14 protein-coding genes are annotated in these 15,355 nt (G+C 62.4%); 5 read left to right on the forward strand and 9 right to left on the reverse strand.

Annotated elements, in window-relative coordinates; all coding sequences use genetic code 11:
* Window positions 1-2: 2 nt before the first annotated feature.
* The 4 genes from ONR57_RS10250 to ONR57_RS10265 are packed head-to-tail and all read right to left on the reverse strand — an operon-like array spanning window position 3 to window position 4,192.
* Entirely contained in the window at window positions 3-881 is an 879-nt protein-coding gene (locus ONR57_RS10250; protein ID WP_265123217.1) for a carbohydrate ABC transporter permease, read from the reverse strand.
* Entirely contained in the window at window positions 881-1,846 is a 966-nt protein-coding gene (locus ONR57_RS10255; RefSeq protein WP_265123219.1) for a carbohydrate ABC transporter permease, read from the reverse strand. Before ONR57_RS10255 ends, ONR57_RS10250 begins: the two co-directional genes overlap by 1 nt.
* A complete protein-coding gene (locus ONR57_RS10260) occupies window positions 1,843-3,195 on the reverse strand; it encodes a sugar ABC transporter substrate-binding protein (protein WP_265123221.1) in 1,353 nt (450 codons plus the stop codon). The genes ONR57_RS10255 and ONR57_RS10260 overlap by 4 nt, the downstream gene beginning before the upstream one ends.
* Before the next feature lie 4 nt (window positions 3,196-3,199).
* Window positions 3,200-4,192 carry a sugar-binding transcriptional regulator gene (locus ONR57_RS10265; protein WP_265123222.1) on the reverse strand — a complete coding sequence of 331 codons (993 nt, stop codon included), beginning with the start codon at window positions 4,190-4,192 and terminating at the stop codon, window positions 3,200-3,202.
* 134 nt (window positions 4,193-4,326) lie between these two features.
* Between ONR57_RS10265 and ONR57_RS10270 the strand changes: the two genes are divergently transcribed.
* Together ONR57_RS10270 and ONR57_RS10275 are read left to right on the forward strand one after the other, a co-directional pair.
* Window positions 4,327-5,325: an NAD(P)-dependent alcohol dehydrogenase gene (locus ONR57_RS10270; protein WP_265123381.1), complete on the forward strand. Its 999-nt coding sequence runs from the start codon at window positions 4,327-4,329 to the stop codon at window positions 5,323-5,325.
* 19 nt (window positions 5,326-5,344) lie between these two features.
* The gene (locus ONR57_RS10275) at window positions 5,345-6,835 is read left to right on the forward strand and encodes a mannitol dehydrogenase family protein (RefSeq protein WP_265123224.1); all 1,491 of its coding nucleotides are present in this window, start codon (window positions 5,345-5,347) and stop codon (window positions 6,833-6,835) included.
* Window positions 6,836-6,932: 97 nt separating this feature from the next.
* On the opposite strand, the gene ONR57_RS23310 is transcribed toward ONR57_RS10275, so the two are convergent.
* Together ONR57_RS23310 and ONR57_RS10285 are read right to left on the reverse strand one after the other, a co-directional pair.
* Window positions 6,933-8,144, reverse strand: a complete 1,212-nt coding sequence (locus ONR57_RS23310; protein WP_265123225.1) for a zinc-dependent alcohol dehydrogenase — start codon at window positions 8,142-8,144, stop codon at window positions 6,933-6,935.
* Window positions 8,145-8,290: 146 nt separating this feature from the next.
* Window positions 8,291-9,691, reverse strand: a complete 1,401-nt coding sequence (locus tag ONR57_RS10285; RefSeq protein ID WP_265123226.1) for a xylulokinase — start codon at window positions 9,689-9,691, stop codon at window positions 8,291-8,293.
* Between the two features lie 117 nt (window positions 9,692-9,808).
* On the opposite strand from ONR57_RS10285, the gene ONR57_RS10290 reads away from it, so the two are divergent.
* Window positions 9,809-10,258, forward strand: coding sequence for a PaaI family thioesterase (locus ONR57_RS10290; protein WP_265123227.1), 450 nt, complete (start codon window positions 9,809-9,811; stop codon window positions 10,256-10,258).
* Here the strand turns inward: ONR57_RS10290 and ONR57_RS10295 are convergent.
* Genes ONR57_RS10295 through ONR57_RS10305 form a run of 3 tightly spaced genes read right to left on the reverse strand, consistent with a single transcriptional unit; the run spans window position 10,236 to window position 12,718 of the window.
* Window positions 10,236-11,069 (reverse strand): helix-turn-helix domain-containing protein, encoded by an 834-nt coding sequence (locus ONR57_RS10295; protein WP_265123228.1) that lies wholly within the window; start codon window positions 11,067-11,069, stop codon window positions 10,236-10,238. The two genes, ONR57_RS10290 and ONR57_RS10295, sit on opposite strands and share 23 nt — an antisense overlap.
* A gap of 53 nt (window positions 11,070-11,122) precedes the next feature.
* A complete protein-coding gene (locus ONR57_RS10300) occupies window positions 11,123-11,746 on the reverse strand; it encodes a TetR/AcrR family transcriptional regulator (protein ID WP_265123229.1) in 624 nt (207 codons plus the stop codon).
* A gap of 42 nt (window positions 11,747-11,788) precedes the next feature.
* A complete protein-coding gene (locus tag ONR57_RS10305; RefSeq protein WP_265123230.1) occupies window positions 11,789-12,718 on the reverse strand; it encodes an oxygenase MpaB family protein in 930 nt (309 codons plus the stop codon).
* Window positions 12,719-12,846: 128 nt separating this feature from the next.
* Here ONR57_RS10305 and ONR57_RS10310 point away from each other — a divergent pair, with 128 nt between their 5' ends.
* Both ONR57_RS10310 and ONR57_RS10315 read left to right on the forward strand, forming a co-directional pair.
* On the forward strand, window positions 12,847-14,763 hold the full coding sequence (locus tag ONR57_RS10310) for an acyl-CoA dehydrogenase family protein (RefSeq protein WP_265123231.1): 1,917 nt from the start codon (window positions 12,847-12,849) through the stop codon (window positions 14,761-14,763).
* A 71-nt stretch (window positions 14,764-14,834) separates the two neighbouring features.
* Entirely contained in the window at window positions 14,835-15,227 is a 393-nt protein-coding gene (locus ONR57_RS10315) for a hypothetical protein (protein ID WP_265123232.1), read from the forward strand.
* The last annotated feature ends 128 nt before the right edge of the window (window positions 15,228-15,355 follow it).

Here is a 15,355-nt window from a genome sequence, read left to right on the forward strand (position 1 = left end):
AGTTACTTGATGGCGCCGAAGGACAGGCCACGCACGAGCTTGTTCTGTGCGAGCCAGCCAGCGAGGATGACGGGAAGGGCCGCGAGAGTCGCTGCCGCTGAAAGCTGCGCCCAGAAGAGTCCTTCACCGGTGATGAAGCCGACCATGTAGACCGGGATCGTCTGCGCCTGAACAGCTGTCAGGTTGACGGCGAAGAAAAACTCATTCCACGAGAAGATCACACAGATCAGGGCGGTCGCGGCGATACCGGGGGACACGAGCGGCAAGATCACTTCCCGTACGGACGTCCACAAGCTCGCGCCGTCCATGCTGGCAGCTTCGAGGAGCTCGCCTGGGACTTCGAGGAAGAATGACCGCATCATCCAGATCGCAATCGGCAGGTTCATCGCGGTGTAAAGGACAACGAGCGCCCAGATGTTGTCGAGCAGCCCAATGTTGCTGACGATCACATACAGCGGAATGATCGCAGCCACGATGGGGAGCATCTTCGTGCTGATGAAGAAGAACAGTGCGTCCTGGGTGCGTTTGACGGGGCGCAGCGACAGCGCGAAGGCCGCGGGCACACCGAGCAGCAGCACCAGGATCGTCGAGACGATCGTCGCGAACGCCGAGTTCATCAGGGCGATACCGGCACCGGCTTCGAACACACCACGGAATTGCTCGAGCGTAGGCGTGAAGAACAGCTTGGGCGGATCCGCGTAGGCGTCGGCCTCTTGCTTAAACGCGGTGAGCACCATCCAGAACACGGGGAAGAAGAAGCCGAGCGCGGCGATCCACGCGAGCAATCCCCAGATGCTTGGCTTGCGGGTCTTTTTGACGTGCCGGCGGCTGTCGCGGACTGTGCCCGCTGGCTGAACGGTGGAATCGGTTCGGGTGCTCATCACGCCGCCTCCTCTTTCCCAGTGAAGGTCTTGAAGATCAGGCGCAATGCCAGGGTGGCAACGATGATCGTCGCGATGACGGTAACGACGCCCATCGCGGCGGCCTGACCGATGTCGAATCCGAGGAAGGCGCGCTGATAGATATAGAACGGAAGGTTCGAACTCGCGGTGCCGGGCCCGCCCTGGGTCATCATGTAGATCGAGTCGAACGTGTTGACGAGGTAGATCGCACCGAGTACCGCACCGAGTTCGATGAAGCGGCGCAGGTGCGGCAGGGTCAGTTCACGGAACAGGGAAAATGCGCTAGCCCCGTCAACTCGCCCGGCTTCGAGGATGTCGCGCGGCATGGACTGCAGGCCAGCCAGGATCAGCAGCATCATGAATGGGGTCCACTGCCAGACCAGGTTCGCCATCACCGCGGCGAGCGGGAATCGGCTGACCCAGTCGATCTGTTCCACCCCGAACGGGGAGAGCACAAAGTTGATGATGCCGAAGACTGGGTCGAGCATCGCGGTCTTCCAGATCAGTGCGCCCGCTACTGGCGTGACCAGGAACGGCGTGATCAGCAGCGTCCGCACGATACCGCGGCCAAGAAATGCCCGATCGAGCAACAGTGCGAGCAGCAGTCCGAGGAAGACGGAGATCAGCACGGTTCCCACAATAAGAAGAACAGTGTTGACCGCGGCCTCGCGGAACACGCTGTCGCGGAATACATCAGCGTAGTTCTGGAACCCGACGAAAGTTCGCGAGCCGGGTCGCACCAGGTTCCAGGACTGCGTTGAGTAGTACAGCGTGAAGACGAACGGGATTTGGGTGACCACGATCATGAAGATCAGTGCGGGCAGCAGCGGGCCGCGCCGGCGCCACCCCTCGGCACGAGAAATGCTGTCGTGCTTAGCTTTTTTAACGGCGCGGACATGTTCCGCGCTGCTGGGAGCGGTGTCTTTCACCGCGACGGATGTCATTGGTTCTCCCTGTAACTCGCGCCGACAGCCTCGGCATACAGCTGTGCTTGTTCAAGCGCTTCCGATACGGACTTCTGACCAGCGATCGCGGCGCTGATCTGCTGACTGACTCGCGTCCCGAGATCTTGAAACTCCGGGATCGCAATAAACTGCACACCCGTGTAGGGCACCGGCTGCACCGTGGGCTGCAACGGGTCCGCGTTTGCCATCGACTCGAGGGTGAGTGGCCCATAAGCTGCCGAAACCTCGGCGTACTCCGGGATCTCGTACGTGGAGTTGCGGCTGCCCGGCGGCACGCGGTCCCAGCCGAGTGTCTCGCCCACCAGTCGCATGTATTCCGGGCTTGTCATCCAGGAAATGAAGCGCCATGCAGCTTCTTTGTTGGTGCTGGTCTCTGGGATACCGAGCGACCACGTGTATAGCCAGCCCGCGTGCTCTTTCTCTTCGACGGGTGCCAGCGCGTAACCGATTTGCCCAACGACATTGCTCGATGACGGATCCTCGAGCACAGATACCGCAGCCGTGGAGTCATACCACATCGCGACGCGACCCTGCGCGAGCTGTGTCGCGCACTCACTAAATCCGCTGGTGGCTGCGCCTGGCTGGCCATGCTCGCGCACCAGGTCGACGTAGAACTGCACGGCCCGCTGCACCTCGGGGCTGGTGAGCTGGGGGTTCCAGTCCTCATCGAACCAGCGGCCCCCGAAGGTGTTGATCACCGTGTTCAGCGGTGCGAGCACCTCACCCCACCCGGGCTTGCCGCGGAGGCAAATGCCAGGCAGGCCGGGCCGGTCGAGTTGCTCCGCAGCCTGGGCCACTTCCGTCCAAGTCGGCGGATTCGACAGCTCAATTCCGGCTTCGTCGAACAGGTCCTGGCGGTACATCAGGAAGGACGACTCGCCGTAGAACGGCACCGAATACATGTCGCCTTCGTACGAGAGCGAGTCCTTCAGTGACGGGATGAAATCGTCCTCGTCGTACCCCTCGGTCTCGCGTGCGAACTCCGATAGGTTGGTCAGCCAGCCGTGCTCCGCCCACTGCGGGGTTTCGTAGTTACTGATCATGACGACGTCGAATTCGCCACCGCCCATTGCAGTCGATGCGGTGATCTTCGCGCGCGCCTCGTTCTCTGAAAGCGTCACGAACCGCAGATCGACGTCTGGGTTCTCGGCCCGGAACTGGGCCGACAATGCTCTGGCATCCTGCATCTGAGAGTTGGAGACCATCGCTATTGTCACGGTCTGGTCGGACGTGCCGAGTGAGCCCGCTCCGGCACATCCGCTGAGCGCAAACACGAGCGCGCCAGCGCCAGCGATGCACTTGAATGCTGGTTGTTTACGTAATTTCACTGGTTCACCTCTGGTTGAGAAGCCATTGCGCGCACTCGAGGTCGCAGACGAGCATCTTTGCCAATCCGCCTCGAACGGCACCAAGCACCGCTTCGTGTTTCGCATGTCCGCCGGTCACGAGAATCGAACCGGGACAAGCCCGGACATCGTCGAGATTGATCGACATCGTGCGGTTGTTGAGCGGGCCGTCGACGGCGCTGCCGTCCTGGTCATAGAACTGTCCGCCGATCTCCCCGACTGCGCCGAGACGCGTGAGAATGCCGAGGGTATCGGCGTCGATAAAACTTCCTTCGAACAGCGTGCCGGCTGTTGAGACGGCACCGACACCGAAGATCATCATGCTGGCCTCGCGGCCCTTCTTCAGTGCTGCAGAGATCACGGAATCTGCCTTCATCGCAGTGACCGTGTCCACGTCCGCGTACAGCGGAGCGGGCAGACGCACGGTCATGGCCTTGAGCTGTGCCGCGCACCGGCCGAGAATGTACTCGACTCCCGTCTGGTAGTTGATCGCACTCATCGAACCGTCGAGCTGAACGATCTCGCGCGCTGTGGCGGTATTCGCAGGGAGCGCCTGCGCCACCGCGACTGTCTCCGGGCCCCATGTGAAGCCGAGTGTGTCGCCGGGACGGACGCGCCGCGTGAGAAGGCCCGCGGCCGCTCGTCCTACACTGGTGAAACTGCCGTCAAGGCTGTCGACGTTGTCGGTGACAACGATCGCTTCAGTCAGCCCGAACTTTTCCTCAAGGGCGCGCTCTTCCTCACTGTGCAAGTCGTCGCGGAGATGCTTCGGAATGTGCACATCAATGGTGACGAGCCCTTCGGCCCGCGCCCTCGCAACGAGGCGGCCGACGGTGGGCCGCGAAACTCCTAGTCGCGACGCGACGTCAGCCTGCGTAAGCCCGTCGAGGTAGTAGAGCGTGGCGGCCCGCAGGCACACACGCAAGTCCTCCGCGCTTGACGCCTGCTCCGGTGAACCGGAGGTGTGTGAAACGACCAACCCGCCCTCCCAATCTTGAGCAAATGTTCATGGTGCGATCTTCTGCTCACTACGCTAACATAGTCGATGTGACACAGACAACAACTTCTTCACAAAGCCAACGCGGTCACACTGGTGAGCCGATTCCCCCAACAATGCGCGCGAGCGTTTTGCTCGAGAAAGGGCGGATCGAGATGCAGCAGCGCCCGGTGCCCGCACCGGGCCCTGGGGATGTACTGATCAAAGTCAGCTCAGTCGGGATCTGCGGGTCAGATACTCACTACCTCCGCGAGGGGCGAATCGGGCACTATGTCGTCAGCGCCCCGCTCATCCTCGGCCACGAAGCAGCGGGCACCATCGTCGCTGTCGGTGAGGGCGTACAAAAAGCCCGCATCGGGGAACGGGTATCGATCGAGCCGCAGCGCCCCGACCCCACCACGGCTGAGTCACGGCGCGGTGCCTACAACCTGTGCCCGCACATGCGTTTCTACGGAACCCCGCCGATAGACGGCGCGCTCTGCGAATACGTGACGATCGGCGCGGACTTCGCGCACCGCGTGCCCGACTCGTTGTCAGATGACGCGGCCGCGCTCTGCGAGCCCCTGTCGGTAGCTATTGCGGCGGCGCGCAAAGGCGGAATAACGGCGGGATCGCACGTGCTGATTGCCGGTGCTGGACCGATTGGAATCGCGACGATCCAGGTAGCACATGCCTTCGGAGCAACATCGATCATTGTGACCGACCTCGACGAAACGCGCCGCACACTCGCCACGAAATTCGGCGCCACCCAAGCGCTCGACCCACGAAAGACCGACCTCAGCGAACTCGCTGCCGATGTCTTCATCGATGCCTCGGGCGCACCTGCCGCTATCAATTCGGGAATCGACGCTGTTCGCCCCGGCGGCACCGTCGTCCTTGTCGGCATGGGCGCGGAAACCATGGAGCTGCCAGTCCAAACAATCCAGAATCGCGAACTCGTTCTGACGGGAGTCTTTCGCTACGCGCACACGTGGCCGACCGCCATCGAACTTGCCGCGAGCGGACGCGTCGACCTCGACCGCATGGTCACCGCCACTTTTCCCCTCGAAGCGGCCGAAGCCGCACTCAACGCTGACCGCACCGCCGGCACAATCAAAGCTGTCGTACGCCTCTAACTTTCAGGAGTAACGCCCCATGAATGCCCCCGTCACACTCGCCGCCGCGACTCTTGGAAGCCTGCCCGCTCACGTCACCGTGCCCACCTACGATCGCAGCGAAATCACCACCGGCATCGTCCATTTCGGCGTCGGCGGGTTTCATCGCGCCCACCAGGCGATGTACGTCGACACGCTCCTCAATACAGGTAAGGCGCGCGAGTGGGGAATATGCGGTGTCGGTGTCATGCCCGGTGACAAGCGCATGAAAGGCGCACTCGATGCCCAAGATGGCCTGTACACGCTGGTTTCGCGACACTCGGACGGCACGTGGGACGCACGGATCATTGGCTCGATCGTCGAATACCTCTACGCCCCCGATGATCCGGAGGCAGTGATCGAAAAGATGGCAGCGCCGGGCACCCGCATTGTCTCCCTTACCGTGACCGAAGGCGGCTATAACCTGCGGCATGACACCGGTGAGTTCGATGCCTCGCATCCCGCGGTACAGCACGACCTCACGAGCGGTGCCCCAACCACAACGTTTGGCCTGGTCATTGCGGCGCTAGCACGGCGCCGCGAGCGGGGACTCCCGTCTTTCACCGTGATGTCCTGCGACAACATCGAGGGCAACGGTCATGTGGCACGTAAGGTCTTCACCGCGTTTGCGGAGCTCAAGGACCCCGGCCTTGCGGAATGGATGCGTGCAAACACTACGTTTCCGAACTCGATGGTTGACCGAATCACCCCCGTCACTACACCCGAAGTAACGGCTGCCATCACCGAGCGCCTTGGCATCGACGACCGCTGGCCCGTTGTGGCGGAACCGTTTACGTCGTGGGTGCTCGAAGATGAGTTCGCCGATGGGCGACCCGAGTTCGATGCGGCAGGGGTCCATCTCGTTACGGATGTGGCTCCGTACGAATTGATGAAGCTTCGTCTGCTCAACGCCAGCCACCAGGGTCTGTGCTACTTCGCGTACCTAGCGGGCTACCGGCTTGTCCATGACGCCGCTTCGGACCCGCTGTTCTCGGCCTTCCTGCTGGACTACATGAATCGCGAAGCCACACCAACCCTGAAGCCAGTGCCCGGAGTCAACCTCGATGAGTACAAGAAGACACTGATCGAGCGGTTCTCCAACCCCGAGATCGCGGACACCATAGCGCGGCTGTGCGCGGAATCGTCCGACCGCATCCCCAAGTGGTTGCTGCCGGTGATTCGGGAGAACCTTGCGAAGGACGGTGACATCCGGCTTTCCGCAGCGATCGTCGCGAGTTGGGCACGTTACGCCGAAGGAGTCGATGAGCACGGCCAGCCGATCGAGGTCGTCGACCAGTTGCGAAACACATTGGTGCCGCTCGCGCAGCGTCAGCGTGACGAGCCGCTGGTCTTCGTGAAGAACACGTCGGTTTTCGGCGCACTGGCTGACGAACCGCGCTTCACCGAGGCGTACACCTGGGCGCTGGACTCCCTGCACCGCGACGGGGCGCGTGCGACTCTCGAGAAACTAGTCAGCGCGCCTGTCCGCTGACCTGCGGTTTGAATCCATCTGCACCCGTCAATCGAAACGCCGCTTTTGGATGGGTTATGACTGACGGGCGTAGAGGGATTTTGGGGGGTCGCGGAACCTATGACATTGCGAGCACAGTCTTCACCCAGCCCTCGTCCCTGCGGTCAAAGCGCTCGTATGCGTCTAGAACATTCTCTGGGCCACGAAGTTGGGTGATGAAGGGTGTGAGATCGATATCGCCCCGGGCCACCATCGAGAGGAGTTTCGGAACGTACCTGCGGTGGTTACAGTTCCCGCCCTGGATCGTGAGATTACGGTTCATCGCCTCGCCGATCGGGAACGCATCGAATGTCGGTGGGTACACCCCAATGATGCCGATGGTTCCCGCTTTAGCAACAGCCTTCGTCGCCCAGCGCAATGCCAGGCTTGGAGCGTCGCCTGGCACCCAAGTATCGCCCTGCGGCTTCGCCCCGGGCGCGGCGTTGCGCTGCTCATCGTCGAAGTCAGATTCCGACAACGGCAATTCGTCAGCAGCAGGCCCCTTCGCCGGCCGTTCTGCGTCGACACCGACAGCTTCGATGACCCGGTCAACACCGATACCGCCGGTGAGTTCATGCACCATCGCTACCGGGTCTTCGGTGTTGAAGTTGATGACTTCCGCGTTCTGCCGTCGCGCCATTTGGAGCCTGGATGCGATTCCGTCGACAACCAAGACGCGTGAGGCACCCTGCCGCTTTGCTGACGCGATCGCACACTGACCAACCACTCCCGCGCCGAGGACCAGCACAGTGTCACCGGTGCTCACCTGTGCGAGACGGGACCCGAACCACGCTGTCGGGAGAATGTCCGAAACCAGGATGGCTTCCTCGTCGCTCACCGAGTCCGGAACCTTCACGAGCGTCGTAGCCGCAAACGGGATGCGGGCGAACTCTGCCTGTAGTCCGTCCACTGGTCCTGTGGCTTCGGGACCTCCGAAGAAGGACGTGCCGGCGAGCGGTCCGTTTGGGTTGGCCTTATCGCACTGCGCGTAGTAGCCGGCGCGACAGTAGGAGCATGTGCCGCAGCCGATAGTCGAGCAGACGACGACCCTGTCGCCTTTAGTGAAACCGCGGACGGCGCTTCCAGTTGTCTCGACAATGCCGATCGCCTCATGGCCAAGGATCGTGCCGTCTTGCATGCCCGGCATTGTGCCTCTGACGAGGTGCAAATCGGTGCCGCATATTGCGCTGGTCGTGATGCGGATGATCGCGTCCGTGGGTTCTTTGATCTGCGGCTCAGCGACGTCCTCGAGGCGAATGTCTCCCACTCCGCACCACACAACTGCCTTCACGATGACCTCCTCGTCGCGGTGCCCCGCGATTACTGATCGGCACTGCGGTCTCTTGCGGGCGACCGCTGAGAGGAGGGTGCCCGGGACACAGCGCCGAAAACGCGACGGAAGAAACGCGTGTCAGAAAGGCGTCGCCATGGGTGTTGTTACTCTGTCCCCTCGGTGAGGTTGCGTACCTCGGCATACCGTTCCCGGATGCTCGGCACGGACTCAGCCTCATAGGTCCCGAACGGTGGGTGTTCCCAGCGGGGCGGTTCCGCCGTGCCAGCGAGGGTCCAGGCGGCTTGCCGCGCGGCGCCTGTCGCCACATACTCTCCAGGCTGGGGCACAGCCACGGGCGCACCGAACACGCTGGGCGCGATCGCACAAAGCGCCTCTGATTTCGCCCCGCCTCCGACGAGCAGGATGCGGCGGACGTTTACTCCTTGCGCGACGAGATGATCGATGCCTTCCGCGAGCCCGCACAGCAGTCCTTCGACCGCGGCCCGCGCGAAGTGGGCTGGCGTCGAGTTAGCGAGCCGCAGCCCGTGAATCGCCCCTGTGGCGAGGGGACGGTTCGGCGTGCGCTCCCCTTCCAGATAGGGAACCATCACGAGGCCATCCGCACCTGGCGGGCATGAAAGCGCCAGTCGCGACAGTTCGGCGTAGTCCACGTTCAGCATCGACGCCGCGGCGTCAAGAACGCGAGCACCATTCAGTGTGCACACCAGCGGGAGGTGCCGGCCCGTCGCGTCCGCGAAGCCGGCAACAAAACCACGTGGATCGTGCGGAGCTACAGCCGACACGGCGGACACCACGCCCGAAGTCCCGATCGATACAACGACGTCGCCATCGCCCACATCGAGCGCGATGGCAGCGCCAGCATTGTCCCCCGCGCCGGGACCAATCGTGGCGCCCCACGACGTCTCTCCCAGCGCGCCGTTGGGACGAGCCACCTGTGGCAGCACATAGTCACGATCACGGCTGGCCAGCGCCAGCAGGTCACGCCGATACTCGCCTGTCGCTGCGGAGAAGTAACCTGTCCCGCTAGCGTCGCTGCGGTCAGTGCCCAGATCGACGATGTCCCCACTGGTGCTGAGCTTCCAGCTCAGCCAGTCGTGCGGCAGGCAGACAGCAGCAGTGCGGTCCGCGTTCGCCGGCTCGGTGTCGGCGAGCCAGCGCAGTTTGCTCACTGTGATCGCCGCGAGCGGCACTACCCCGACGGCGTCCGCCCATGCTGCCGCACCACCGAACTCGTCTACTAGTTGAGCCGCGGCGCTCGCCGATCGAATGTCATTCCACAGCAGCGCCGGGCGCACAACGCGACCAGCTTCGTCGAGGCACACCATGCCGTGCTGCTGGGCGCCAACAGAGACCGCCGCGACATCATCGAGGCCACCGGCATCAGTGATCGATTCGGCAAGCGCGCGTTCCCACAATGCGGGGTCAACCTCCGTGCCGGGCGGGTGTTTGGCGCGCCCTTCCCGCACGATTCGCCCGGTCTCAGCGTCACAAACCAGGACTTTGCAGGACTGCGTAGACGAATCGATTCCGGCAACAAGTGTCACTCGGCCGATCCTACCGGCGTTTGGAGTTGACCTGAACTCTCAGCGACAGCGGACCGCTAACCCAAGTGGGGACCACCACATTGATCTGATTATGCACTCTGTCATAGATTCTTCGTTATGACACGGCAAAAGACAGATCTTTCCCAGCTCACCGGACTCGAGCTGCTGCGCATGATGACCGCCCTACCCGAACAGCCGCCGAACATCGGGAAACTCCTCGGCATGGAAGTCGGAGCTGTCGAGTACGGAACGGTGGAATTCAGCACGGTGTCGCGGCCAGACTTCGCTAACCCGCTCGGCAACGTGCACGGCGGCATCTGCGCGACGCTCCTCGACTCGGTGATGGGGTGCGCCGTGCACACCACCCTGGAACCGGCGACCGGTTACAGCACACTCGAGCTCAAAGTGAACTATTTGCGTACTGTCCCGACCAGTGGCGTACGGCTGACAGCTCACGGCACGATCATTCACACCGGGCGATCGACCGCCACAGCAGAAGGCAAAGTGTTCGATGACCAGGGACGGCTTGTCGCACACGGAACGACTACCTGCCTGATTCACCGCTGAGCGGCGACTCCTCGCCCACCAGTTGCCGCATCGCATCCGCCGTCTGCGCATTCGCGGGCAAGAACGTCTCGATACTCAGCTCGGCGAGTGTCAGATCGTGCGCGGTGCCGAAAGTGCTCACCATGCTGACAAACTCAAGCTCAGCGCCGCCGTCCGTCCGCAAAATAAGCGGGATTGCGACGCCCTCGATCGATTCCGCGTCAAGCCCACCGGGATACTCCATCAATTCGTCGAACAGGTCCCGGAGTTGCGCAGAGTTGCTCGTGGCTGCCTCGCGCCCTAAGCGTCCAAGCACATGGGCACGCCACTGCGACAGATTCACGATGCGAGATGACAGTCCCAGCGGGTGCAGGCTCAGGCGCAACACATTGATCGGCGGATACAGCAATCGCGCGGGCGCATCCTCGGGGATCTGCGACAGCAGCACCCCGACACCGCGATTGGCACGCATCAAGTTCCAGGACCGGTCTACCACCAAGCAGGGGTACGGGTCGTGGCTGGAAAGAACCAGATCGATCCCCGCACTGAAAGGCGCGAGATCAGGGTCGTCGAGTGAGCGCTCGCCGAACTCCGGCGCGAAGCCAGCCGCGATCAACAGCTGGTTTTGCTCGCGCATCGGCACATCCAGCGTCTGCGCCAGCCGCAATACCAATTCGCGGCTGGGCCTGGACCGGCCCGTCTCGATAAAGCTGAGGTGGCGAGCAGAAATGTCCGCTTCAATCGACAGGTCCAGCTGGCTCAGCCGACGCCGGCTGCGCCACTCGCGCAATAAGGGGCCGATCGCGCTCTTTACCGCCGTTCGCTGTGGCATGCCATCACTAAACAGCACAAGACGCGGTCAGGCTATTACCGCACGGGTAATCGTCAGACGTCGCTGAACGCGCGCCACATCGCGCGACCGTAAAGCTCTCCCAGTTCTGCTGGCTGCCACTCGCCAGCCACCCCGAGCAGAGAGCGCAGCGACGCCTCACATGAGGATATGAAGAGTTCGACGAGCACGGGCAGTTTACGGTCGAGGTCGCGCGTCCCCCGCGCATCGAGCACTGGTCGCAGTTGCGCCGACACATGCTCCGCAACCACCGCGCGCGCTTTGGCGAATCGATCCGACACGGCCGGGTCCGGCTGTGCGAAGAACAGCAGACGCCACGAGTCCGGTTGCTCGGCCACCACTTTCAGCAAAGCTTGATAGCCGTGCACAAACGCGGTCTCGAGATCGTCCCCGCGTGCAGAGCGCAACGCCAGCAACGTGTTCGCAAGCAGCGCCTCCGATTCCCGCGTGAGCAGCTCATCGATCAGCTCAACACGGTCGTTGAAGCAGGAGTAAACGACTGGGCGCGTCACCTCCAGGCGCTGCGCGACCGCACCGATGGTGACTGCGCCCACGCCGTCCGCCACCGCTATCTCGAGTGCGGCATTGAGGATCTGCGGGCGGCGGCGCTCTGGTCCGAGGTGAGCAGCGCGCGTCTTGCTCCGAGAGGCACGTGGCACATCGACAGGGTACGGCACCTTCTGTGGCATTCGGTTTTCCGCCTATACCGCAGCACCCGAGCGCTCGCGGCGTGTACCCGTTGCTGAGTACCGCGCTTTGGCCTCGCTGGGCGTCACAGTTTCTTCACGCACCGGCGCAGCGGTCGTGCGATGCTGACGGAGAACCTCGCCCGTCATCGGTGCGTACTCCGCCAGCACGCGGTCAGCCACGGCAGGAATCCCGCCGATCCGAACCAGTAATTTCGTCATTGGAACGACGGCTCTGTCAATGGCTGAAGGCTGGTCGAAGCCGCCGACCGTCCGCATCCACCGCGGGAGCGTGGCTACGGTGGCGGGAGCGAGGATTCTGCTGCCTGCCCACAACGTCAAACCTCTGCTCTTGGGCGTCCGCAGCAGGTAGTGCATTCCCTCGTAAGCACGCTCGGACACACACAAAGACGGCCGAACGCGTTCAAAATACTCGTGCACCTGCTCCCTCGACGCGGGAACATCAGCGGCATCACATGTTTGCAGGCTCGCGGCGACCGCGCATTCGGCCCAGTATCGCCGCTCCTCCTCTGCAGTGAGCTTGCCTGGGCCGTACATCTCGTAGCACTTGAGCACGGAGTGCCAGCCGGTGACGTGGATCCACAGCTGCGATTCGGGGTTGTTCGCGCTGTAGCGCCGGCCAGTTATCGGTTCTGTGCCGGTGGCTCGCGCGTGAACCTTCATCAAGTGTTCGGAAACGCGGATTGCCGTCCTGCTGTCCGCAGTAGCTACCGTCAAGAAGTACGCCAAGGTTCGGTCGAGGCGACCGCGCGGATCGCTGTAGATGCCGGACATGTCAGCGACCGCGGCGGCGAGGAACGGATCAAAGTGTTCGAGCGACACGGAGCGCTGGAATCCGATCAGCGCGGTGGGGTGCGTCCACACCTTCCAGGTCGGTGACTCCGGACCGAAAAACCCGTAGTCGGTCACACGCAGAGCGGTCATACGAATGCTCCTTTGCATCGGGCCGATATCTACAGCCTTGTAGATATTCCTTCCTCAATGTAGCAAAAATATTCACTAGTGTAGTAATGTTCCGGCGCGACGTGCACTGCACACCCGAAAGGACACACATGGCCTCCTCCTCAGAGACCCTGTTTAACCCGAAATCCACGAACTTCACCCAGTTCGACGCAAAGACACAGGAGCTGTTCCGCGCAACAATCGAGTTCTTCGAATCCCGCGGCAAACAGTGGCTCAAGCAGCAGGATCGCGAGCGTGTCTGGTACGCCGACTTCCTCGACTTCGTCAAGAAGGAGCGGATCTTCGCCCTCTTCCTGACAACGTCGAGTGACGCCAACGGTGACCCCGATAAGCGCTGGGACACCGCCCGCAACGCGATGTACTCCCAAATCCTGGGCTTTTACGGTATGCAGTACTGGTACGTCTGGCAGGTCACAATTCTCGGGCTCGGGCCGATCTGGCAGTCCAAGAACACCACAGCACGCAGGAGAGCCGCGGAACTTCTCGAAGCCGGGGAGATCTTCGCTTTCGGCCTATCAGAGCAGGATCACGGTGCGGACGTCTATTCGACCGACATGGTCCTTCAGCCGCAGCAAAACGCGCCGGGAAGCTACACCGCGAGTGGCGGCAAGTATTACATCGGCAACGGGAACCAGGCCGCCATGGTATCGGTATTCGGGCGGCGCTCCGACAAGCCGATCATCGACAGTTCCGACATCGAGCGCCACCGCCCCGAAGAAGATTTCGAAGGGTACGTGTTTTTCGCCGCAGACAGTCAGCATGAGAACTACAAGCTGCGCAAGAACGTGGTCGACGCCCAAATGTACGTTGCGGCTTTTGATTTGGAGCAGTACCCCGTCGCTGCGGACGATATCCTGCACGCCGGAAAAAGCGCATTCCACGCCGCGATCAACACCGTCAACATCGGAAAGTTCAACCTCGGGTTCGGCGCAATCGGCACGTGCGAGCACGCGATGTTCGAAGCGATGACCCACGCGGAGAACCGCGTCCTCTTCGGCCAGCGCGTCACAGAATTCCCCCAGATCCGCCGGATGACGGCAGAAGCCTACGCGCGCCTGGTCGGCATGAAACTCTACAGCGAGCGCGCAATCGACTACATGCGCTCCGCGACCCCGAGTGACCGACGTTACCTGCTGTTCAACGCGATCGAGAAGATGAACGTCACGCGCGAAGGTGAAAAGATCGTCACGCTGCTGGCCGACACCATTGCGGCGCGGGCGTTCGAGAACGACATGTACTTCACGATGGCGCTGTTGGGCGTGAGTGGCCTGCCCCGCCTCGAAGGCACCGTCCACGTCAACATGGCACTCTCACTGAAGTTCATGCAGAACTTCATGTTCCGGCCCGCCGATGCCGGGCTCGTCGCGCTGCGCGTGCTTCCTGCTGGCAGCGCACCACGCGGCGTAGTGAGGACGCTTTCGACGAGCTTGCGCGGCACCAGCGCAGCGCTCGCGACGCTACCGAAGGTTCGTGCCGTCCTATCGACAGCCGATCTTCCAGACGTCCCGACACGACGGGACGCCAGCAACGACGATTTCCTTTTTGAGCAGGGCGCGAGCGCTGGCCTGAGCAAAGTCCAGTTCGCCGACTGGCGGCCCGTCTTCGCGAAGTTCCGGCACATCCCGAATGTCCAGGTGTTCCTCTCGCAGGCCGAGGCGCTGCAGACACTGCTGGTGGCGGCCAGCCCAACTCCGCAGCAGCAGAAAGACGTCGACTTTCTGTTCAGCCTTGGTGAACTATTCACCCTCGTCCCGTACGCTCAGCTGATCCTGGAGCAGGCAAACATCGAGAACACCAGCGAGGACCTGCTCGATCACCTCTTCGAAGTACTCGTCACTGACTTCTCCGGCCATGCAATCAAGCTGCACTGCAAGACCACGGCGACTCGGGCGCAGAAACGGCGCGCGCTCGATCTGGTGCGAGAGCCGGTGGCGGCCCCGGTGCGCTTCGACAACGTGGTCTCGGCTGCGCGGCGCATCGCAGGAACCTACGAGATGGGACGATGATCGACCGCTCAGTGACCTGATTACCTGCCAGGTAATCGACGCCCCTACCCGCAAGGGTGGATGCTCCGAGCATGAAAACTCAGACTAGAAGTACCGCACCACTCTCAATGCGCGCGACGCTGCAGCTCGACGCGGTGGTCACCGGCCTCAACGGTCTCGCCTACGTCGCCGGTGCCACCGTTCTCGACGAACTGATCGGCCCCGCCGCACCGACCCTGGTTGCTATCGGCCTGTTCCTCACCGGTTACGCGATACTCGTGGGCTGGGCGGGCACACGCAGCCCGGTGAACCGCCGGATGGCAATCGTGATCGCGGAGGTCAACGCCGCGTGGGTTGCCGCTTCCCTCGTGGTGGCTGCAACGGGTGCGCTCTCGCTGACAACCGTGGGGCGGGTCTGGGTGGTCGTTCAGGCCCTTGTAGTAACCGGTTTCGTGATTCTGCAGGTCAAAGCAGCACGCGGGTGAACGGCGCTTCCTGACGAAAACTCAGGCAACCGCGCGTAATGACCGACAGAATGACAGCGTGCCTCCTGTTCCCCCCGGTAAACCTGAGCTCACGCTCGGTCCGCTGCTCCGATACGTTGACTCGCATT

This window comes from Hoyosella sp. YIM 151337, from assembly GCF_026041215.1.
GTDB lineage: Bacteria > Actinomycetota > Actinomycetes > Mycobacteriales > Mycobacteriaceae > Hoyosella.